The sequence below is a fragment of the Plantactinospora mayteni genome, assembly GCF_016862935.1.
GTDB lineage: Bacteria > Actinomycetota > Actinomycetes > Mycobacteriales > Micromonosporaceae > Plantactinospora > Plantactinospora mayteni.
Window position 1 is genome coordinate 36,138 of the sequence record NZ_BONX01000053.1, and the last position, 21,396, is coordinate 57,533.

The 21,396-nt window shown below is 70.7% G+C and carries 15 protein-coding genes; 6 read left to right on the plus strand and 9 right to left on the minus strand.

From position 1 onward, the window contains the following. The first annotated feature begins 252 nt into the window (after positions 1 to 252). Both Pma05_RS34500 and Pma05_RS34505 read left to right on the plus strand, forming a co-directional pair. Entirely contained in the window at positions 253 to 3,411 is a 3,159-nt protein-coding gene (locus Pma05_RS34500; RefSeq protein WP_239313703.1) for an alpha-L-rhamnosidase, read from the plus strand. A 64-nt stretch (positions 3,412 to 3,475) separates the two neighbouring features. Further along, the gene (locus Pma05_RS34505) at positions 3,476 to 4,684 is read left to right on the plus strand and encodes a glycoside hydrolase family 1 protein (protein WP_239313706.1); all 1,209 of its coding nucleotides are present in this window, start codon (positions 3,476 to 3,478) and stop codon (positions 4,682 to 4,684) included. Between the two features lie 16 nt (positions 4,685 to 4,700). Here the strand turns inward: Pma05_RS34505 and Pma05_RS34510 are convergent, their stop codons facing one another. Further along, positions 4,701 to 5,465: a sulfite exporter TauE/SafE family protein gene (locus Pma05_RS34510; RefSeq protein WP_203861716.1), complete on the minus strand. Its 765-nt coding sequence runs from the start codon at positions 5,463 to 5,465 to the stop codon at positions 4,701 to 4,703. Positions 5,466 to 5,548: 83 nt separating this feature from the next. Between Pma05_RS34510 and Pma05_RS34515 the strand changes: the two genes are divergently transcribed. Together Pma05_RS34515 and Pma05_RS34520 are read left to right on the plus strand one after the other, a co-directional pair. Next, a complete protein-coding gene (locus Pma05_RS34515; RefSeq protein WP_203861717.1) occupies positions 5,549 to 6,460 on the plus strand; it encodes a LysR family transcriptional regulator in 912 nt (303 codons plus the stop codon). Between the two features lie 158 nt (positions 6,461 to 6,618). Next, entirely contained in the window at positions 6,619 to 6,882 is a 264-nt protein-coding gene (locus Pma05_RS34520; protein ID WP_203861806.1) for a hypothetical protein, read from the plus strand. 198 nt (positions 6,883 to 7,080) lie between these two features. Here Pma05_RS34520 and Pma05_RS34525 read toward each other — a convergent pair whose 3' ends face one another. Both Pma05_RS34525 and Pma05_RS34530 read right to left on the minus strand, forming a co-directional pair. Beyond that, on the minus strand, positions 7,081 to 9,186 hold the full coding sequence (locus tag Pma05_RS34525; RefSeq protein ID WP_239313709.1) for a cellulase family glycosylhydrolase: 2,106 nt from the start codon (positions 9,184 to 9,186) through the stop codon (positions 7,081 to 7,083). A gap of 83 nt (positions 9,187 to 9,269) precedes the next feature. Further along, entirely contained in the window at positions 9,270 to 10,340 is a 1,071-nt protein-coding gene (locus Pma05_RS34530; protein ID WP_203861718.1) for a lytic polysaccharide monooxygenase auxiliary activity family 9 protein, read from the minus strand. A 610-nt stretch (positions 10,341 to 10,950) separates the two neighbouring features. Here Pma05_RS34530 and Pma05_RS34535 point away from each other — a divergent pair. Together Pma05_RS34535 and Pma05_RS34540 are read left to right on the plus strand one after the other, a co-directional pair. Continuing rightward, positions 10,951 to 12,558, plus strand: a complete 1,608-nt coding sequence (locus Pma05_RS34535; RefSeq protein ID WP_203861719.1) for a glycoside hydrolase family 43 protein — start codon at positions 10,951 to 10,953, stop codon at positions 12,556 to 12,558. Positions 12,559 to 12,603: 45 nt separating this feature from the next. Continuing rightward, positions 12,604 to 13,659: a LacI family DNA-binding transcriptional regulator gene (locus Pma05_RS34540; RefSeq protein WP_239313712.1), complete on the plus strand. Its 1,056-nt coding sequence runs from the start codon at positions 12,604 to 12,606 to the stop codon at positions 13,657 to 13,659. A 99-nt stretch (positions 13,660 to 13,758) separates the two neighbouring features. On the opposite strand, the gene Pma05_RS34545 is transcribed toward Pma05_RS34540, so the two are convergent. The 6 genes from Pma05_RS34545 to Pma05_RS34570 form a co-directional block, all read right to left on the minus strand. Then, positions 13,759 to 14,682: a carbohydrate ABC transporter permease gene (locus Pma05_RS34545; RefSeq protein ID WP_203861720.1), complete on the minus strand. Its 924-nt coding sequence runs from the start codon at positions 14,680 to 14,682 to the stop codon at positions 13,759 to 13,761. Between the two features lie 13 nt (positions 14,683 to 14,695). Then, entirely contained in the window at positions 14,696 to 15,724 is a 1,029-nt protein-coding gene (locus Pma05_RS34550) for an ABC transporter permease (RefSeq protein WP_203861721.1), read from the minus strand. After that, entirely contained in the window at positions 15,721 to 17,379 is a 1,659-nt protein-coding gene (locus Pma05_RS34555) for an extracellular solute-binding protein (protein ID WP_203861722.1), read from the minus strand. Before Pma05_RS34555 ends, Pma05_RS34550 begins: the two co-directional genes overlap by 4 nt. A gap of 618 nt (positions 17,380 to 17,997) precedes the next feature. Continuing rightward, the gene (locus Pma05_RS34560; RefSeq protein ID WP_203861723.1) at positions 17,998 to 19,200 is read right to left on the minus strand and encodes an MFS transporter; all 1,203 of its coding nucleotides are present in this window, start codon (positions 19,198 to 19,200) and stop codon (positions 17,998 to 18,000) included. 194 nt (positions 19,201 to 19,394) lie between these two features. Beyond that, the gene (locus Pma05_RS34565) at positions 19,395 to 20,633 is read right to left on the minus strand and encodes a serine hydrolase domain-containing protein (RefSeq protein WP_203861724.1); all 1,239 of its coding nucleotides are present in this window, start codon (positions 20,631 to 20,633) and stop codon (positions 19,395 to 19,397) included. 137 nt (positions 20,634 to 20,770) lie between these two features. Beyond that, on the minus strand, positions 20,771 to 21,253 hold the full coding sequence (locus Pma05_RS34570) for a hypothetical protein (RefSeq protein WP_203861725.1): 483 nt from the start codon (positions 21,251 to 21,253) through the stop codon (positions 20,771 to 20,773). Between the last annotated feature and the right edge of the window lie 143 nt (positions 21,254 to 21,396).

Sequence of the window (21,396 nt, forward strand, 5' to 3'; positions counted from 1 at the left end):
CCCCGCCGGCGGCGCCACCGCTGGCGGGGTCACCCCAGAGCACCCACCGGACAGGCCGCACTCCGCGCTCACCGGTGTGGTGCGGCTTCCGCCCTGCCCTGTGGAGTGCGGACGTTCCTCGGCGGCGACATCACCAGCACGACCGATCAGACGCAGCATGCGTCGGCGCCTGAGGGTGGCCGGCGACAAGGGAGGGCACCAGTGTCAAGAGCCAGGAATCGTCGGCGCGTGCTGGCGGGAGTAGGGGTTTGCGTGACCCTGCTCGCGTCGCAGGCGCTCAACTCCGCCCCGGCTGCCGGGCAGGCCGGCGGCCAACCGCAGGTCCAGGTCGTCAACCTCCAGGTCGACGGCCGCCACGACGCACCGCTCGGCCTCGACAACACCACGCCGACCCTCGGCTGGCAGATCGCCGAGACACGGCGCGCCGCGAGCCACCCGTGCTCCCGGGCGGCGTGCCCCGGCGACCGGCAGACCGCCTACCAGATCCGGGCCGCCGGCAGCGAGCGTGACCTCCAGCGCGGCCGGCTGCTCTGGGACTCCGGCAAGGTGGACTCCGACCGGCAGACCGGCATCGCGTACGCCGGCCGGCCCCTCGCCTCGCGTCAGCAGGTGGTGTGGCAGGTCCGGGTCTGGGACGCCGACCGGCGCGCCTCCGACTGGAGCGGGCCGTCGGGCTGGGAGATGGGGCTGCTCGTGCCCTCCGACTGGGGAGCGGCGCACTGGATCGAGTATCCCGGCCGTACCGAGAACCAGCCGATGCCGATTCTGGCCCGCCAGTTCAGTGTCGACCACCGTCGTACGGTCACCGGTGCCCGCCTCTACCTGTCCGGCGTCGGCCTGCACAAGCCCACCCTCAACGGCCGTACCCTCACCGACGAGGTCCTCGCGCCCGGCAACTCCAACTACCAGCTCTCCAGCGAGTACCGGACCTACGACGTCACCGAGCAGGTGCGCCGGGGTGGCAACACGCTCGGGGTCCAGCTCGGCAACGGCCCCGCGTACGTGCGCCGCAGCGTCACCAACCCGGCGGTCGGCCGTACCGCGCCGTACTCGTGGTGGCAGAGCCAGCCCAAGGGCAGCGGCGCGCTGGTCGCCGACGCCGAGGCCGGCGCGAGCACCGTGAAGCTGGACAGCGTCGCCAACTACCACGTCGGCGGCACCATCAACGTCGACACCGGCGAGGGCGGCGACCGCCTGGAGTCCCGGGTCATCACCGCGATCGGCACCGCCGGCGCCGACGGTACCGGCATCACCCTCACCCCCGGGCTGACCAAGCCGCACACCGCCGGGGCGTTGGTGACCGGGTCGGGCAACAACATCGCGGCCAGCGACGCGAGCGCGGGTGCGGCGGTCACCCCGCGCCTGATCGCCCGGCTGGAGATCTCGTACGCGGGCGGCGGCAGCGACGTCGTCGTCTCCGACCGTCGCTGGCGGGCCGCCCTCGGACCGCTGGTCACCGACGCCTGGTACTCCGGCGCCGACTACGACGCCCGCCGCGAGCAGCCCGGCTGGGACCTGCCCGGATCCGACCTGTCGGCAACCGCGAAGCGCCGCGACGGTACCGCCACCGGCTGGGTCGACGCCGGCATCGCCCCGCCGCCGAACCTGGCCACCAGGCTGGTCGCCCGGGCAGCCGAGCCGGTGCAGGTCGTCGAGACGTTCACCCCGGTCTCGGTGACCAATCCCGTCCCGGGCACCTGGGTCTTCGACTTCGGGCAGAACATCGTCGGCTGGCCGCAACTGCGGCTCCAGGGGCTGCCGGCCGGTACCACCGTGCGGATGTCACCGGCCGAATCGCTCGCCCCGGACGGCACGGTCGACCAGGCGTCGCTGCGCGGCGGCGGTGGGAGCCGGGGTGTCGACCTGTTCAACACGTACACCACGGCGGGGCTGCCGGGCGGGGAGAGCTGGCATCCGGACTTCAGCTACTTCGGCATGCAGTGGGTCCAGGTCACCGGCCTGCCCGACGGGTACCTGCCGACGAAGGACACGATCAAGGGTCTCCGGTTGCAGGCGGCCACCCCGGTCGCCGGTGAGGTGGTCACCTCGAACGCCCGGATCAACCGGATCAACAAGATGGCCCGCTACTCGTTCGCCGGCAACGTCATGTCGGTCTTCACCGACTGTCCGGGCCGGGAGAAGTTGTCGTATCCGGCGGACTACACGATGCCGATGGGCGCGATCCACCGCAACCACCAGCTCGCCGCGTACCTGCGCACGACCATGCACCACCTGGTCGAGGGGCAGTCCCGGGCGGACACCCCGATGTTCGGCAACGTGGCCCTGAAGACCCCGGTGTACGACTGGGGCTACAGTGGACGATTCGGCGACGAGATCAACTGGGGCAACGCGATCATCCTCGTACCGGCGATGCTCTACGAGCTGTACGGCGACACCCAGACCATGACCCGCTACTACGACCAGATGGTCACCTTCGCCGACTACGTCCAGCGGCAGAAGGTCGGTACCGGCGCCGACGCGCACATCGTCGACGCCGCCCTCGCCGACTGGGTCTCGGCCGACCAGACCTCGGGCCGGATCACCGGTACCTGGGGCTACCACGAGATGATCAGCAAGCTCGCCATGATGGCCCGGCTGACCGGGCACACCGCCGACGCCGAGAAGTACTCGACGCTGGCCGGGGAGATCAAGGCGGCCTTCAACGCCCACTTCTACAACAGCACGCTGCGCCGCTACACCACGGCCGGCAACGCCGGCACCGCCGGCGCCACCCAGTCGGCGCAGGCGCTCGCCCTCGACGCCGGGCTGGTCCCCGACGGTGAGCGCGGCGCCGTCCTGGACGCGCTGGTCGAACTCGTCTACGCCTACCACCCGAACGGCGACGGGCCGCACTTCAGCGGCGGCACGATCGGCATGGCACCCACCGTGCGGGCGCTGGCCGCCGCAGGACGCGACGACGTGCTGTGGGACCTGCTCCAGGAGGACGAGCAGCCCAGCTACGGCTACTTCATGGAGTCCACCACCGCCAACCCGGGCGGCATGACGACGATGGGGGAGCGGTGGAACCGTGGCGACTCGAAGAACCACATGATCCTCGCCCAGATCGAGGAGTGGTTCCACAGCGGGATCGCCGGCATCCGCGAGGCCGCCGGCTCGACCGCGTACCGGAATCTGGTCTTCCAGCCGAAGGTCGTCGGTGACCTGACCTACGCCAGGGGCAGCTACCACACCCCGGCCGGCGAGGCCCGGTCCGAGTGGCGCAAGGACGCGCACTCGTTCCGGCTCACCGTCACCGTCCCCACCAACACCAGCGCCGAGGTCTGGGTACCGACCCAGGGCGGCCGGGTGGTCGGCACGCCGGACCGGGCCCACTTCGTCCGCGTCGACGGCGGTTACGCCGTCTACCGGGTCGGCTCCGGTTCCCACACCTTCGCCACCCGCACCGCATAGCGCCGCGTGGCCTGGCCTGCCCGTCCGGTAGGCCAGGCCACCCCTCTTCTCGGATCGGAGCATCGTGGGCATCGACTTCCCCGCCGACTTCCTGTGGGGTACCGCCACCTCGGCGCACCAGGTCGAAGGCGGCAACGTCAACAGCGACTGGTGGGACTTCGAACACGACCCGCGCACCGCCGCCCGGGAGTCCTCCGGCGACGCCATCGACCACTACCACCGGTACGCCGACGACTTCGCCCTGCTGGCCTCCCTCGGCCACAACACCCACCGCCTCTCCGTCGAGTGGGCACGCGTCGAACCGGCGCCCGGCGAGTTCAGCCGTGCCGCCGTCGGCCACTACCGGCGGGTGCTGACCACGCTCGCCGGCACCGGCATGACCGCGTTCGTCACCCTGCACCACTTCACGCTGCCCCGCTGGTTCGCCGCCGCCGGTGGTTGGCTCGCGCCCGACGCCGTCGAGCTGTTCGCCCGCTACTGCCGGTACGTCGCCGGCGAACTCGGCGACCTGATGCCGTACGTCTGCACCGTCAACGAGCCGCAGATGGTGGCGCTGCACGGTTACCTGGAGGGCTACCACCCGCCCGGGATCACCAACCCGACCCTGTGGAAGCGGGCCGGCCGTACCCTGCTCGCCGCACACCACGCCGGCGTCCGCGCGGTCCGCGACGGGTCACCGCGGTCCCGGGTCGGACTCGCCGTGAACCTCCCGCTGCTCGCGCCCATCCGCGACGACGACGCCTGCCACGCCTTCTGCCGCCTCATGCGTCACGAGATCGTCGACCGCTACCTCGACGGCCTCACCGGCCCGGACCGCGGCGACTGGCTCGGCGTGCAGTACTACCGCAAGCAGTGGGTCGACCCCGCCGCACCCACCTTCTTCGCCGACCCGCCCGACGGCTTCACCCGGACCCAGATGGGCTGGGCCAGCTATCCGGACGGGCTGCGTCAGATGCTGCACCGCGCCGCCCGGACCGGCCTGCCCCTCTACGTCACCGAGAACGGCATCGCCACCGAGGACGACGCCGAGCGCGTCGACTACCTGCACACCCACCTCGCCGCCCTCGCCCAGGCCCGCGCCGAAGGCGTCGACGTGCGCGGCTACCTGCACTGGTCCGCCTTCGACAACTTCGAGTGGAGCGAGGGGTTCCGGCCGAAGTTCGGTCTCATCGCCGTCGACCACGCTGACGACCTCGCCCGGATTCCCAAACCCAGCGCCCACGCCTTCGCCAGGATCGCGGCCACCGGACGCCTGGAAACGGCGGGCGGTTAGAAGTGCTCTGTCCCGTCTACCAGGCGCGCAGCGCATAGCCGACGGTCATGGTGACGGCGGTGGTCAGCACGACGCCACGGAGCAGCCGGGCCGGCAGCCGGCGGGCGAGGTGGGCCCCGGCGAAGCCACCGGCCAGCGCGCCGACCAGCATGGTGCCGAGCGGCAGCGGAGTGCGCAGCACGTCCGAGGCGGCCAGGAACAGCCCGGTCGCGGCCAGGTAGACGGCGGCGACCTGGGTCAACCGCACCGGGTTGCCGACCGAGGCGTCCAGCCCGAGCCCGACGCTCCACAGGGCCAGCAGCATTATGCCTACGGCGCCGCCGAAGTATCCGCCGTAGACCGTCAGCAGGAACTGGCCGGCCAGTACCGCCCGGGTACCCAGGCCGACCGGGCGGTCCAGTGCGGTGGCCAGCGCCCGGGACAGCCGGCGCCCGAACGCGAGGACCAGGGTGGCGAAGGCGAGCAGCCAGGGCACCGCCGCGTCGAAGGAGCTGGCCGGCAGCGCCAGCAGCAGCCCGGCACCGATGCCGCCGCCGAGCACGCTCGTCACGGTCAGCGCCCTGGTGGAGGCGCCGCCGACCGGTACCAGATCGTGCCGGCAGACCCACGCGCCGGCCACCGCCCCGGGCAGCAGGGCGACCGTGGTCGAGGCGTTCGCGGTGACCGGCGGCAGGCCGGCGGCGACCAGGGCGGGCAGGGCCACGAAGGTACCCCCACCGCCCACGGCGTTCAACGCGCCGGCGGCGACACCGGCCAGCAGTACCAGGATGAGCTCCGACACCCGCCGAGCATCCCGACCCGGCCGGCGGCGGCACAATGCGCGGTTGGCGTAGCCAGCCTAAGGCGGAGCCGTAGGCTGGCCCGATGCGGTACGACCTGGATGATCTTCGGCTCTTCGTGCACGTCGTCACGGAGGGGTCGATCACCGCCGGGGCCCGCCGGATGCACCTGACCCTCCCCTCGGCCAGTGCCCGGGTACGGACCCTGGAACACCAGGCCGGGGTGGAGTTGCTGGTCCGGGGGCGTCGCGGCGTCCGACCCACCCCGGCGGGGACCACGCTGGCCCGGCACGCCCGGGACGTCCTGGACCGGACGGCGCGACTGGAGAACGCCGTGACCAGCTACGGCAGGTCCCCGCGTCCCCCGCTGACCCTGCTGGCCGGCGGCTCGGCGATGTACCGGCTGGTGCCCCGGGCCCTGGTCAGTTTCCTGCGCGAGCATCCCGACGTCGACGTCACCACCACCGAGTGCCGTACCCCGACAACCGTACGCACCCTCGCCGACGGCGCGGCGGACCTCGGGGTGGTACTGGACGCCGAGGCGGGCGACTGCGGCCTGCCCACCGAACCCCTCGGGGACGACTCGCTGGTGGTCGTCGGGCAGGCCGACGGGATCCTCGCCGGCCGTACCGGGATGCCCTACCGCGAGGTCGCCGAGCACCCGCTCGTCGGGCTCGACGTCGACTCCTCGCTGCGCCGCTGGATCGAGAAGCACGCCGGCCCGCTCGCCCCGGTGCCCCGGTATCGGACCACCGTCGCCGGCCTGGGCACCCTGGTCGCGCTCGCCGCGGCCGGGGTCGGGCTCGCCGTCGTGCCGCGTCGCGCGGTCGACCCGGACCGCCGGATCGAGGTCTGCGACATCCAGGACCCCTGGGCCCGTCGCCGGCACCTGTTGGCCTGGGGATCCCGGGAACACACCGCCACCCCGGCGCTCGCCCGGCACCTGCGCGCCGCGGCCGGGGCGACTCCGGGCGGCGGACGTACCGATCGCCACTGACCTGGTGCCGACAACTCCGGGAGACCCCCACGCTGGGGTTCGGGCCCGGCGCGGGTACCTCACCGGCACCCCGGCGACGAAGGCCGCCGACCGGTGGCCGGACGGGGTGTACCCGCAGTACATCCCAGTTCGGCGCGGCGGGTCGTACCGTCGAGGGCGTGGACAACCGAGTCGAAGTGCACGAGTTCCTCACCTCGCGCCGCGCCAAGATCACGCCGGACCAGGCCGGGCTGCCGGCCCTCGTTCTGGGCGCGCAGTTCCGCGAGCCGGTCACGCTGCTCGCCTCCTGGGCCGCCACCACCAGCGACACCAGCCCCGCGACGTCGGATCGCCAGTCGACGGCGGCCAGCAGCCCGCACGAGCGGCAGGTAGCCGAGCGGGCGAACCCACGGTTTCGACGCTCGGCGGATACCGTCGGGTGATCAACAGTCGACGCAGGGGAACCGCAGACGCATCAGAATCATGATACGCGCGAGGGTGCTGCCGGGCTGCCCGATGTACTGATGACCGGCGCCGGCGACCTCCAGGTAGGTACGCTCCGTGCCGGCCGGGATGGTGTTGTACAGGCTCGGTGCGGAAGGTGCCGCGGCCCCGGCGGGCCACGGCACCCTTCGCGGGGATCAGGTGGTGCCGGTCACCGTGGTGCCGGACCTGGTGATGCGGTAGGTGGTCTGGGCGCCACTCCAGAAGTGGAACGTGAGGGTGACGGCGCCGTCGTTGACCTCGGCGAAGAACTCGGGCTTCAGGATGATGGTGTTGGCGTTGTAGTCGGGCTGGAAGTGCGTCCAGAACTCCTTGTACGAGGTCCAGTTGGCCGGTCCGGCGTTGCTGCCGTCGGCGTACCTGGCCTCCATGGTGGCGAGCTGGTCGCCGCGGAACTGTGTGGGAATGGCGAACGAGGCAGTCGTGCCGCTGGCCGCCGCCTGGGTCGGTGGGTCGTGGCTGATGATGCTGATCTGCCACGGCACGCCCTGGGAGAACCGGGCCTCGATGGTCGAGTTGACGCCGTAGGCGCGGTTGCCGACCAGCCGGGTGACGGCGGCGGCGGTGAGGGTGAGCGTGTTGCCGGCGACGGTGTAGTCGGTGCCGTTGACCAGGTTGGTGCCGCCGTGCCGCAGGCCCTGCAACGACGTGCCGTTGAGGTTGAGCGTCAACGACTTGCTGGTGATCGTGCCGGTGCGGGGCACGTACACCTGGTCCGAGGAGGCGGTACCGGAGCGAGTGGTCCAGCTCGTCCTGAACATGTCGTACACGCCCTGGTCGCGCCAGCGCAGCTCGTTGCGGTTCAGGAACTGGCCGGCGTCCCACACCATCGTGGTGAGGTTTCTGATCCGGGCGTGATGGCCGACGGCTTCGAGGAACTTCAGGAACTCGCCGCGTTCGATGACGCCGGGCCGGTTGTGGTCCCAGTTGAGCAGGGCCCATTCGCCGATGATGACCGGGATACCGCGGGACACGAACGTACTGTGCACGCGGTCGAAGGTTCCGACGAGGTCCTGCTCCACCTCCGCGTTGTAGCGGGTGAAGCCGGCGATGTTGACGCTGAACGGCCAGAATCCGTAGAAGTGGACGGTCGCGGCGAGGTTGGGGTCGCGAAGCTGGTTGAACTCGGCGGTCAGCGCGTCCAGCCGGCCCTGGTCGGCGTTGGTGTAGAGAGTGGGCAGCACCAGTAGCCGGGTGGCGTTGGTGCCGCCCGACGCCCGTACGATGCGGACGAACTCGGCGTTGAGGTCGCGCAGCACCTGGTAGTTCTGGTCGTCACCGGAGGTGCCGGCGAACTGCGGCTCGTTGATGCTCTCGAACACCAGCTTCGGCGAGTGGTTCCGGAACGCGGCGGTGATCTGCGTCCACAGTGCCCGGTACCGGTTCGTCACGTTCGCCTGGTCGGTGGGGTACGTGTTGATCCACTGCCAGGAGTCGTGATGCAGGTTGACCATCACGTAGAAGCCCTCGGCGAGGGACCAGTCGACGATCTGGCGGACCCGGTTGAGCCAGGCCGGGTCGAGGGTGTAGCTCGGGGCGGCTCCGTGGTGGTTGCTCCAGGTGATCGGGAGGCGGATGCTGTTGTAGCCCTGCGACCGTACGTGCCGCAGCAGGGCCTGGGTGGTCAGCGGGTTGCCCCAGGCGGTCTCGTCGGGGATGGCGTCGAGGGTGTTGCCCAGGTTCCAGCCGGGCTGCATCGCCGCGACCGTCGCCATCGGGTTGCCCGACGGGGGAGGCGTCGTGGGCGGGACCGACGGCGACACCGTCGGCGAGGCGGTGGGGGAGACGCTGGCCGTCGGCGGGCTGGTGCCGCCGACGCCGCCGGTGCAGGTGACGCCGTTGAGCGCGAACGACGTCGGTGCGGTGTTGCTGCCCGTCCACGAACCGTTGAAGCCGAACGAGACCGTCGCGTTCGTCGCGATGGCCGCGTTGTAGCTGGCGTTCACCGCGGTGGTCTGGCTGCCGGCGGAGGTGACCGTCGCGTTCCAGCCCTGGGTGACCCGTTGCCCGGACGGGAAGGCCCAGGCCAGACTCCAGCCGTTGATCGGGTCGCCGAGGTTGGTCACGTCGACGTTGGCGGTGAAGCCACCGGGCCATTGGGCCGAGATCGCGTACGCCACTCGGCACCCGGCCGCGGCCTGGGCGCTGACGGCCACCATCATCCAGGCCACCAACAGCGCTGCCATGGTGCCGGCGAGCATCCCGACGCGGAGCCGTTCCCTTCGTATGCGTTGCAGACTCATCGAGTTCTTCCTTGCGCTAGTCGGATGTCGGCGATGCACGGTGAGCCGCCCCACGGACCGTGGAGCGGCTCACCACTGTGGAGCTAGCCCGTCGCCGCGCAGCTCAGCGTGGGTGCCCGGTTCGTGTTGGCCCACGAGCCGATCAGGCCGAAGCTGGTACTGGCACCGGCGCCCAGGCTGCCGTTGTAGTCGACGTTGCGGGCGGTCGCCGTCGACCCGTTCGACGTGACCGAGGCGTTCCACGACTGGCCGACGGTCTGCCCGTCCGGGAACTGCATGGTGACCGTCCAACCGCTGATCGCGGTGGAACCGGCGGTCACCCGGACGTCGGCCTGGAAGCCGCCGCTCCACTGGCCGGTGACGGCGTACGTGGCCGAGCAGCCGGCGTTGCCGGCGGGCGGTGTGGTCGGGGGCGGACTGGCCGGGGGCGGGGTGGTCGGCGGTGGCGTGGTCGGGTCCGGTGTGCCGCCGGGGAAGCGTACGTCGGAGCACATGTAGTAGTTCTGGTCGGCGTGGCCGGCCCGCCAGACCGCGTACATGATGTGCCGGCCGGTCCGTCCCGGTGCGCTGACCTGGAAGGAGTAGTCGACACCGTTGAGCAGCGGGTCGTTCGGTCGGGTGGGCCATCCGGTGTCCGGGAACGGGCCGGTGTCCTTGACGAGTTCCAGGTCGCTCCAGCGCAGCCGCTGGGTGAGCGGATCGAAGCCCTGTCTGGTGACGTAGATCTGGATGTACGCGGCCCCGTGCCGGGCCTGGTCGTGCATGGTCCAGGTGAACGTGTTGTTCACCGCCTGGGCGCGCCACGGGCCCGGGTTGTCGAGGGCGGCGTAGGTGGCGTCGCCTCCGCCGCACAGCTTGCCGTCCGGGACGCGGGCCTGGTGGTTGTTGTTCACGTTGTCCTGGATCAGACCGTTCCAGGTCCACATCGCGGCTGGGTTGGCCTGGTATGCCTGCCAGCACATCGGTTCCTGGGTTTGCATGACCGGGTTCAGCCAGTCCACCCACCGGGTGGCGCAGCCGTAGTGGCGTGACGGCGGGTCGATCGCCGATCCGTGCGCCGAGGCCGGTTGCGGGTTGATCAGAATTGCGCTGAGTGTGAGCAGGGCGAGCGCGGCGACGGTCAACCGCCGGCGCGGCTTTGCGGTCGAGGACATGGGGCCTCCGTCGATTGGAAGGGCGCGCGACGCTGTCGCGGGGTCCCGCCGGGGCACTCCCGCGAGCGGGCGCAGGATCGATAGCTGGCGGAGGCTGCCCATTCCTCCGCGCGTGCCGCACGGCTCCCACACCGTGGCGCACTTTCGATGCCCGAGGGTCGAAAGTTTCGGGCCGGACGCTACGCCTTTCTTAGACCGTCGTCAATGCCGGGGTGGTTATGGGGTAGCCTGGCGGGTGGTTGCTTCCGGCCACATCGCCGGGATGCCAGGCGGCCGGGCTGCTGGCCGGAGCGGTCGCGCGGGCACCGGTCGAGGTGGCTCGAGGCGGGTTCCCCCGGGGGCTGGGCGTCGTTGACGGAATCGCTGACCTTCACTACGCTTCGTCCAGAAAACTGTCGAGGTCGCTCAAGAAACTTTCGGGTCTCTCTGTCGTGTTCGCGGGTGGTCGACGTCGGGGGTGCTGACGTCGGGGGTGCTGACGTCGGGCCCTGCCTTCTCGACGGCGCATCACCCGGCCGATGGCAGCCCGGGCCTCGGCCGGGATTCCGCCGCGACCCGCACCGGCAACACCTTTGGCCCGCCGAACGACCAGTGTGAATGGGAGATCCGCATGAGCGTGGCGCAAGACAGCGCTGTCGCGGCTGGCGCGACGACCGGTTCGGGTGACTGGGTCGACGGTCTGTTCACGAATCCGGTGGTCGCCGGCTTCCACCCCGATCCGAGCGTGTGCCGGGTCGGCGAGGACTACTTCCTGGCCTGCTCCAGCTTCGAATACTTCCCCGGCGTCCCGATCTTCCACAGCCGGGACCTGGTGCACTGGGAGCAACTCGGCAACGCCCTGGACCGACCCAGCCAGCTTTCCCTGCCGCCGGAAACCCCCTCGTCCGGTGGTATCTACGCGCCGACCCTGCGGCACCACGACGGCCGCTTCTGGCTCATCGTCACCAACGTCGCGCCCGGCGGGGGCAACCTGGTCGTCACCGCCACGGACCCCGCCGGACCCTGGTCGGAGCCGGTCAGGCTGGCCGGAATCGCGGGTATCGACCCGGATCTGGCCTGGGACGGCGAGGGGCGGTGCTGGTGCACGTACGCCGGGGTCCACCAGGTGCGCGTCGACCCGGACACCGGGGAGACCTTCGGCTCGCCGAAGCGGCTCTGGTCCGGCGCGCCGGGCGCCCAGGCCCCGGAGGCGCCGCACCTGTACCGGATCGGCGGCTACTGGTACCTGCTGATCGCCGAGGGCGGCACCGAGCGGGGGCACGCGGTCTCCGTCGCCCGTGCGGCGGCGCCCGACGGGCCGTTCGAGCCCTGCCCGGCCAACCCGATCCTCACCCATCGCGGCACCAACCGGCCGATCCAGAACACCGGCCACGCCGACCTCGTCCAGGCCGCCGACGGCTCGTGGTGGATGGTGCTGCTCGGGGTACGCCCGCGCGGTGGTACCCCCGGTTGGCACGTCCTGGGCCGGGAGACCTTCCTGGCACCGATCGCCTGGGTCGATGGCTGGCCGGTCGTCGGCGAGGTCGGGCCGGCCATGGCGGCGCCACCGTGGCCGCCGCAGCCGGTGGCCGAGCCGCCGCTACGGGACGACTTCGACGCGGAGCGCCTGCACCCACGCTGGATCTCGGTCCGCTCTCGGCCGGCCGAATGCTGGTCGACCACCGACCGTCCGGGCTGGCTCACCCTGCACGCGCGGGGCGGATCCCTCGATGATCCCGACGTCACCTTCCTCGGCCGTCGCCAGCAACACCTGTCCTGCCGGGTACGGGCGCTGGTCGACGCCGGCGACGGGCGGGGCGGGCTCGCCGTACGCCTGGACGAGCGGCACCACTACGAGATCGAGGCCGGCGACGGGCAGGTGCTGGTCACGGCGCGAACCGGCTCGCTCCGGTCCACGGTCGCCACCCGAACGCCACCGGCCGGACCGGTCCGGCTGCGGATCGACGTGGTCGCCTCGCCGGCCGAGAGCTGGCACCCGCGCGAGGAACCCGATCTGCTGCGCCTCGGTGTCGAAGCGTCGGACGGCACCTTCGACGTGCTGGCCGAACTCGACGGCCGGTACCTGTCGACAGAGGTGGCCGGTGGCTTCACCGGGCGGGTGATCGGGATGTACGCCGTGGCCGGGACGGTGCGGTTCGACTGGTTCGACTACGAGCCGGTCGAGGCGGGCGCGACGCCGGGCTCGGAGTCGGCCGGGGAGACTATCGTTGCGCCGTGATCGGCGCCTGACGGTGTCCGCACGGCTGGGCGGGGAGGGAGCCAGGTGTCACACGCCGAATCGGGCGACGTGGTCGCCGACCGGGAGGACCCACGTGGTGATCCGGCCCGTCCGGTGACGATCTCCTACATCGCGGAGAGCGCGGGGGTGTCGGTCCCGACCGTTTCAAAAGTGATCAACGGCCGCTCCGGCGTGGCCGCCGACACGCGCGCCAAGGTCGAGGCGCTGATCAGCCAGTACGGCTATCGCAGACCGACGCCCGCCACCCGCAGCAACATGATGGAGCTGGTCTTCGAGCAGCTTGAGCACATGTGGGGGGTCGAGATCATCCGGGGCGTGGAACGGGTGGCCCGGCAGAACCGGGTCGGCGTGGTGCTGACCGAGTTCGGGCCGGAGCGCAGCGCGATCCACTACTGGATCGACGACACCCTCGCGCGCCGCCCGGACTGCGTCGTCTCGGTGGCCCAGCTCTCGGACGAGCAGCGTGACCTGTTGCGAGCCCGGGGCATCCCGTTCGTGGTCTTCGATCCCACCGTCGAGCTGCCGGACGGCGTTCCCTTCGTCGGGGCGACGAACTGGACCGGTGGCCGTTCGGCAACCCGCCATCTGATCCAGCTCGGACACCGCCGCATCGCCACCATCGCCGGTCCCGACCGGGTGCTGTGCTGCCGTGCCAGGCTGGACGGCTACCGTTCGGCGATGGAGGCGGCCGGCCTGCCGGTCGACCCGGATCTCGTCGCTCGTGCCGATCTCACCACCGAAGACGGCCACGCGGCCGCCCTGCGTCTGCTCGACCGTCCGGGCCGTCCCTCGGCCATCGTCACCGGCAACGACCTCCAGGCGCTCGGTGTCTATCAGGCGGCGCGGGAACTCGGCCTGCGGATCCCGGCCGACCTGAGCGTGGTCGGTTTCGACGACCTGCCCGTCGCTGCCTTGGTCGAGCCGCCGCTGACCACGGTCCACCAGCCGCTCACGGAGATGGCCGTGGCCGCGACCGAACTCGCGCTCGCGCTCGGCCGTGGGGAGAAGACCGCACAGATCGGGTTCGAGCTGGCGACCACCCTCACCGTCCGAGCAAGCACCGCAGCGCCGCCCCGCTGAGCGCCGGCCCGTTGAGTCCCGGAGTACCACGCCGAGGTTGGCGGCCTTGACTCCGGCGCTGTCGGCGGTCTGTGTTCCGGTACGCGGGACGAGCACGGCTCAGCCTTTGACCGCGCCGATGAGCACGCCCTTGATGAAGTGCCGTTGGACGAAGGGGTAGACGGCGACGATGGGCGCGACGGTGAGGACGACGACGGCCATCTTGATCGCCTCGGTGGGTGGCATGGTGGTGCCGACGGTGGCCCCGGAGGTGTGCGGTGCCTGGCCGGCCAGCAGGTAGCTCTGTAGGACCCGCTGGATGGGATACATGTCGTTGCGGTCGATGAACAGCAGTGCGTCGAACCAGACGTTCCAGTAGCTGACGGCGTAGAACAGCCCGATCACCGCGACGACCGCCTTGGACAGCGGCAGCGCGATGCGGACCAGGATGCGGAAGTCGCCGGCACCGTCGATGCGGGCGCTGTCCAGCAGTTCCTGCGGGATGGCTTGGAAGAACCCGCGGACGACGACCAGGTTGAAGACGCTGATCGCCGACGGCAGGATCAGTGCCCAGATTGTGTCCTTGAGGCCCAGGCCGGTCACGACCAGGTATTTGGGCACCAGTGGTGGGTAGATCAGGAACGGCAGCAGGAAGTACGCCAGCAGCCAGCGGTAGCCCAGCGATCCGGGGCGGGACAGGCTGTACGCGGCCAGCACGGTCACGGCGAGCGCGACGGCGGTGCCGATGACGGTCACCTGGGTGCTGATCCACAGCGCGCGGGTGACGGCGCCGCCGGCGAAGATGGTCTCGTACGCGGAGGTGTCGATGCCGCGCGGGACGATCACGAACCCGCCGGCCTCCGCGATCGTCTCCCGCGAGGAGAGGCTGGTGACCAGGACCGTCCACAACGGAAAGAGCACCCCGAGCACCAGCAGGGTGAGCACGATCGCCCTGAGGAGCTGGCCGGCCCGGGTCGGCTGGTCCTCCCAGGCGGGGCGGTTACCGCGCCTCGGGCGTGGCTTCAGCACGGCGGTGCCGCTCATGGTGTGTACCCCGTCATGGTCGTGAGTAGATTCCTCGTTCGCCGAGTTTGTGCGCGACCTTGTTGGCGGCCAGGATCAGGCAGAGTCCGATCGCGGCCTTGACCAGGCCGGCCGCCGCGCCGTAGCCGTAGTTTCCGGTGGCGATGGAGAAGTGGTAGACGAAGGTGTCGAGCACCTCGGCGGCCTCCCGGCCGACCGCGTCCCGTTGCAGGATGAACTGTTCGAAGCCGACCGAGAGCGCGTCGCCGAGCCGCAGGATGAGCAGCAGCACGATCACCGGCCGCAGGCCCGGCAGGGTGATGTGCCACAGCCTCCGCCACCGGCCGGCGCCGTCCGTGGCAGCCGCCTCGTAGAGGTTGGTGTCGATGGTGGACAGTGCGGCGAGGAAGACGATCGTGCCCCAGCCGACGTCCTTCCAGACCGCCTCGGCGGTGACCAGCAGGATGAAGGTGTCCGGGTTGGACATGATGTTCCACGGCTGTAGGCCCGCGTCGCGCATCGTCTGGGCCAGTAGCCCGGCGCCGCCGAGCATCTGCACGAAGAACGTGATGACCAGGACCCAGCTGAAGAAGTGCGGGAGGTAGACGACGGTCTGGATGAAGCCGCGCAGCCGGCTGGAGAGCAGGTTGTGCAGCATGATCGCCAAGACGATCGGCAGGGGGAAGAAGAAGACGAGCTGGAACGCCGTGATGGTGAGCGTGTTGGCGAAGGCGTGCCAGAACGCCGGATCCTCGACGAGCAGCTGGAACTGGCCGAAGCCGATCCACTCGCTGCGTAGGAACGCCTCGAGCGGGTCGTCGCCGACGTAGGGGTTGTAGTCCTGGAAGGCGATGACGTTGCCGGCGATCGGCAGGTAGCTGAACACCAGCAGGATCACGAAGCCCGGCACGGCCATGACCAGCAGCTGCCAGTCGCGGCGTAGGCGTACCCGCAACGGCAGCCGGCGTCGTCGGCCGGTGCCCGCCGGCCTGGCCGGGCGGCGAGGCCCACGCGGCCGGGTCCGGTCGGCCCCGGCCACGGCGGTGACCCCGCTCGTCGTCATCGTCCGGCCTCGTCGAGCGCTCTGGCCAACAGGGCGCGTGCCTCCTCGCCGCCGTTGGACTTCCACTCCCGCACGATGGCGTCCGCGTCGGAGAGCGGTCGACGACCGCGCAGCAGGTCGGTGAACTTCTCCTCCGCCGGTACGGCGAAAGCCTTGAACCGGTCCGGCATCTCCAGCTTCAGCCCGTCCCACGGGTCCTTCTCCAGGTACTTGACCGTTTCGTTGGAGAAGGCCAGCAGGTCCGGTACGTACCGGGGGGTGTCCGGGAACGGGCCGATGGTGGGGTTTCGGCCGCTGACGAAGAAGTACTGGTTGGCGATCTCCTTGAAGGCCAGGTCGGTCTTCACCGGCCCGTTCGGGCCCCTGGTGTGGTGCTTGCCCGCCAGGCCGTAGTCGCGCAGTTGTGCCTCCTGCGTGCCCAGCGGTGCCGAGCACCAGTTGATGATCCGCAACAGTTCCTCGACGCGCTCCTTCCCGACGCCCTTTCTGACGAAGGTGTAGGAGATCGGCTCGGTGGCCACCCACATCAGCGGGTCGCCGCCGATGGCCGAGAAGACCGGCACGGGCTGGATGTCGAGCCTCGGGTTGACCTTCTGGTGCTCGGCCTGGACGCCCTGCCAGAAGCCCACCCCGGCCTGCTTGAAGACGACGCTGCCGGCCCGGGCGAACAGCAGGTTCGCGTCGGCACCCTTGCTGGCGACGATGTCCGGATGGACCAGCCCGTCCTGGTAGATCCTGGCCATCACTTCGAGGGCCTGCCGGTACTCCGGAGTTTCGTACTTGAACTCCGGGGTGCCGTCGGACTTCAGCCGCCAGCCCAGCTTGGCGCCGGGCACCTTGTGGTAGATCTGGATCATCGCGAAGACGTCGTCGAACGCCCACACCTTCCGGGCCGGGTCGGTGACCTGCCTGGCCGCGGTGAGCAGCTCGTCGAGGGTCTTCGGGATGGCCAGGCCGCGTTCGTCGAGCAGGTCCTTGCGGGTGAACAGCGCCCAGGGGAACGGGCCTTCGCTGGGGTTGGGGACGGCGGCGAGGCGCTCGTTCCAGATGGAGTGGCGCCACGCGGCGGTGGGAAAGCCGGCCAGCATCGGGTACGTGTTGACGACGTCGCCCTTGAGATGGTCGGTGAGGTCCTCGAAGAGCGCCTTGACCGCCTCGGCGAAGCGGGGGATCTTTCCCACTTCCCAGCCCGGCACACACAGCAGCTCCGGTACGTCCCGGGCGCCGAGCATCGCGTTGAGCTTGTCGGCGTAGGTGTTGCCGTCCTGGATGGTGAAGTTGATCGGCGTGCCGAGTTCGGCGTTGACCGCCTGTAGGTAGGCACTCTGCTGGTAGCCGGGCGGCGCGGGTCCCCACACCGGAGTCATCGCGGTCACGACCTGGCCGCTCGTGCCGGGCTTGCCGGTGATCGCGTCGACCAGTGTGCCGGGGTATGTCGTGTAGCCGTCAGGCACCGGCGTGCTGCCCCTGATGTCCGGCGTGATGCCCAGCGACAGCTCCCTGCGGGTGGGCAGGACACCGGCGAAGCTGTCGAGGTTCTCGGCAGAGCCGGAGCCGGTCGGCTTTTCGCTGCACCCGGCCAGCAGCGGCCCGCCGGCGACTGCCGCCGCGCCCATCCCGATGAGACCGAGAAGGCTGCGTCGTGAGGTTGTCATCGTTTCCCTTCGAGGTGGTGGTGGACGATCAGGCAGGCCGATGGGACAGCGGACGACGAGGGTGGCTGCCGAACCGCCTCGAAACGCGTACCGGTCCCCGGACGGGGTGCTGGATCCGACTGAGCGCCAGAAACTTTCGCTAGTGAGGCGGAAATTTAGCATGGGCCATCATCGAAATCTATGGGTAGACCGATGTGGATCCCGAGCCGTGTCGATGCCCGGCGGAACGCCCCTGGTAGCGCTCCCAACCCTGGTGCGAAGAGGTGTGGCGGTGTGCGGTCGGTACCGGGTGCCGGGTCGGATCCGCGCGGTCGCAAAGCGCCCTTCTAGCGCATTTGCCATGGAACAACGGTAGATAGTTTCTGGAATCTTGTCCGACGTGTTGCTTCGACATCCTTCGACTCAGCGAGGCGCGGGTCGCCGACACCACGGTCTGACGCTGGCGTACGGACAACCGGCCCGGCGGCCAACCGGACCAGAACCGTTAGAGGTCGTAGCCCTGCTCCGCGACGCCGGCGCAGGAAACCGTGGGAATCCCGCGCGTGCCGAGACGACCGCACCTTCGAGGTCGACCAGCCGGCCAGCCAGCAGGACAGGCGCGACGGGCGGCAACCGGCGCTATTCGATCGGCACTGTCCGGCGGTCGGGCGTAGCGGCCAGCAGGAGCGTCGACACGGCCGCGAAAGCGGCTGCACCGACGAAGACCAGACCTGGTGATGCGTACGTCAGCGACCAGCCGAACGCCAGGCCAGCGGTAACCGGCACCACGGTCTCCGCGACGGCACCGATCCCGGTCAGCGTGCCCTGCACGATCCCTTGCTCGTCGGCCCGGACATGACGGGAGATCCATGACTGCGCGGCCGGACCGCCGACCGAGCCGAGTACGCCGACCGCCTGTAGGACGTAGAGCATCCACGGAACGGACACGAACGCCGTACCCGCCAGCGCCGCGACGCCGAGCAGGCTGCCGGCCACCGCGGCACGCCTGTCGCCGAGCCGGCGGACGATCGGGCCGACGGCCCGCGCCTGGAAGACCGCGCCGACCAGCGCGCCCGCCGCCAGCACGACGCCGATCTGCACGGTGCTCCAGGCGAACTGGTACGTGAGGAAGAACGTCCAGGTCGACTGGTGGGTCATCCGGGCGACGTCGGCGCAGAGGCGGGCGTACGCGAGCCGCCCGAGCACCGGGCGGCGCAGGACGACGGTGACGGCGCCGACCGGGTTCGCCGTCCGCAGGGTCAGCGGGGTGGTCCGGTCGCCGGGCCGCGACTCCGGCAGCACGAACCAGCCGTACGCGACGTTGGCGAAGGAGAGCGTGGCCGCGGCGAAGAACGGCAGGCGTACGTCGACGGCACCGAGCAGGCCGCCGATGGTCGGACCGGCGACGAAGCCGAGCCCGAACGCGGAGCCGATCAACCCGTACGCGCGAGCCCGCGACTCGGCCTCCGTGACGTCCGCGATGTACGCGTTGACCACGGTCTTCGTGCCCGCGCACGCGCCGGCGAGAGCGTGGAACACCAGGAGTGTCCAGGGGCTGGGTGAGATCGCGTGGGCCAGCCAGTCGAGGCCGAGGCAGGCCAGCGACGCGAGCAGGACGGGCCGCCGGCCGTACCGGTCGGAGAGCCGCCCGAGCAGCGGCGAGACGGCGAACTGGAGCAGGCCGTAGATCGAGCCGAGCAGTCCGGACCAGAAGACCGCGGCGGCGGCGTCCCTGGTGACGGCCGACATCAGGGCCGGCACGATCGGCACGATCAGGCCGAGCCCGAGCATGTCGAGGAAGACGGTGCCGAAGAGGAAGGAGAGGGCGGGCGCCCGGCGCATTGCGGCTCCTGAGTGGTGAGAGGGCAGGGCCCCCTCACGACTCACGGTCCGCCGAAAGTACGGAGGATCAGACTATCTCGGCTGTCAAATTGTTTTTCCCCTCCTATCCACCGCGCCGGCATCGGTCGCCGATGACGGTTGCCGAACGGGGAACATCTCGCGAGTCGGTGCGCCCCCGCTGCCCGGGCCTGGTGTCAGTCGATCGCCTGGTAGAGCGTGGTCCAGAAGTCGTGGATGAGCCGGGCCGAACTCGGGACCGACATCCCGACCTGGGTGAGCAGGAGCCCGGTGAGCTGACTGTCCGGATCGGCGTACGTCGAGGTGCCGCTTCCGCCGTCCCAGCCGAACTGGCCGATGGACGCGTAGTCGCCACGGTGGGTGCGTACCGCCATCCCGAAGCCCCACCCGCCGTGCTGCCCCTGGCCGAACGACACGTGGACGTTGTCGCGGGCCATGGCGGTCCGGGCGGCCTGTTGCTCGGGCGTGAGGCTGTTGGTGGTCATCAGTTCGACGGCGGGCCGGGACAGCACCCGTTCGGTCCCGTGCATCCCGCCATTCAGCAGCATCCGGAAGTAGGCGTGGTAGTCGTCGACGGTGGAGACGAGCCCACCGCCGCCGCCCTGGAACGCCGGAGGTCGGCTCCACCGTCCACCCGCGGCCTCGTCCCACACGGTGAACTCTCCGGTCCGCGGGTCGGGGGCGTAGAGGGTCGGCAGCCGGCCGATCTTGTCGGCGGGCACGTGGAAACCGGTGTCCGCCATCCCCAGCGGCTCGAAGATGCGTTCGCGCAGGAACTCCTCGAACGACTGGCCCGTGACCCTGGCGACGAGTACGCCGAGCAGATCGTTGCTGATGTGGTATTGCCAGCGCTCTCCGGGTTGGTGCATCAGTGGCAGCGTGCCGAGGCGGCGCATCCACTCGTCCGGCTCGGGCATCGGCTCCGGCAGATCGGGCGTGAGCCCCTGCTCGAAGATCGCGCCCATGATCGGGGTACCCAGCGACGTCATGTCCATCCCGAGCCCGAACGTGGAGGTCAGCAGGTCCCGTACGGTGATCGGCCGCCGCGCCGGCACGGTGTCGTCGAGCGGCCCGTCGATCCGCTTCAGCACCCGCCGGTCGGCGAGTTCGGGCAGCCACTGCTCCACCGGGTCGTCCAGCCGCAGCCGGCACTCGTCGAGCAGGATCATCGCCGCCGCGACCGCGACCGGCTTGGACGTCGAGGCCATCCGGAAGATGGTGTCCCGCCGCATCGGCGCACCACCGTTGTGGCGCATCGTCCCGATTGCCTCGACGTGCGTCTCGACACCCCGGCTGACCAGGGCGACAAGCCCGGGAATCCGCCCGGACTCGACGTGCCGCGCCAGCACCTCACGCAGTCTGCGCAGCCCTGCTTCGGAGAAGCCGCTGTGCTGGTCCCTGAGGGTGATGGACATGGTTGTGTGCTCCTTTGATCGAACGGAGGGATGGTGGAAGGCGATCCGGTTCGTGCCGGTTACCTGGATCGCTGAGGTCAGGGCGCCCGAGGCGATCTCCCGCTCGGGCGCCCCGACCCTGACGGGAGAGCGGACTGTCAGCAGCCGAGCCGGTCGGCAATCACACCCAGCACTTGCCGCAGGTCACGGGACATGCGGGCGCGCAGGCCGAGCTCGGCGATCCCGGCCACGAACCCCGGATGGTCGGGGAGGACCCGGTGGACACGATGGGTCACCCGGGTGCCGGCGGGGCAGGCAGTGGCGGCGTGCACCCCGGCGTACCAGCTCTGCACCGCCACCCTGGACCGGGCCCGGTCCACCTGGATCTCCACCGGCTCCACCGGCCCGGCGAGCTCGGCGCGGTAGACGCCGGCGCCGGACCCGGCCACCACGGTCATCGCCCCCTGTCGTGCCGCCGAAGCCCTGGCCAGCACCAGCAGGTTGTCGTCGCCAACCCGCCCCTCGGCGACGGTCAGCAGGACCGCGGCGACCGCGGCGACCGGCGCGGCGAGCGTCCCGTGTACCTCCCACCGGGCGGGCAGCGCGTCCAGCTCGGCGAGCAGCGAAGGCGTCGTGTGCATGGCGAAGAGCCTGGACGCGGCGGCCTGTCCCGGACAACGCGTGCCGCGCCTTCCGGGACGCGGACCATCCCAGAGATACCCGGCTGACCTGCACCGTTACGCCAACGGACGGCTGTCGCGCGGGTGTCCCGGGACGGGACGGG

Coding starts and splice junctions, on each gene's coding strand:
- Pma05_RS34515 (WP_203861717.1), top strand. CDS start 5,549: ATGCGGTACGACCTGGATGATCTTCGGCTCTTCGTGCACGTCGTCACG.
- Pma05_RS34525 (WP_239313709.1), bottom strand. CDS start 9,186: ATGAGTCTGCAACGCATACGAAGGGAACGGCTCCGCGTCGGGATGCTC.
- Pma05_RS34530 (WP_203861718.1), bottom strand. CDS start 10,340: ATGTCCTCGACCGCAAAGCCGCGCCGGCGGTTGACCGTCGCCGCGCTC.
- Pma05_RS34535 (WP_203861719.1), top strand. CDS start 10,951: ATGAGCGTGGCGCAAGACAGCGCTGTCGCGGCTGGCGCGACGACCGGT.
- Pma05_RS34545 (WP_203861720.1), bottom strand. CDS start 14,682: ATGAGCGGCACCGCCGTGCTGAAGCCACGCCCGAGGCGCGGTAACCGC.
- Pma05_RS34550 (WP_203861721.1), bottom strand. CDS start 15,724: ATGACGACGAGCGGGGTCACCGCCGTGGCCGGGGCCGACCGGACCCGG.
- Pma05_RS34555 (WP_203861722.1), bottom strand. CDS start 17,379: ATGACAACCTCACGACGCAGCCTTCTCGGTCTCATCGGGATGGGCGCG.
- Pma05_RS34560 (WP_203861723.1), bottom strand. CDS start 19,200: ATGCGCCGGGCGCCCGCCCTCTCCTTCCTCTTCGGCACCGTCTTCCTC.
- Pma05_RS34565 (WP_203861724.1), bottom strand. CDS start 20,633: ATGTCCATCACCCTCAGGGACCAGCACAGCGGCTTCTCCGAAGCAGGG.
- Pma05_RS34570 (WP_203861725.1), bottom strand. CDS start 21,253: ATGCACACGACGCCTTCGCTGCTCGCCGAGCTGGACGCGCTGCCCGCC.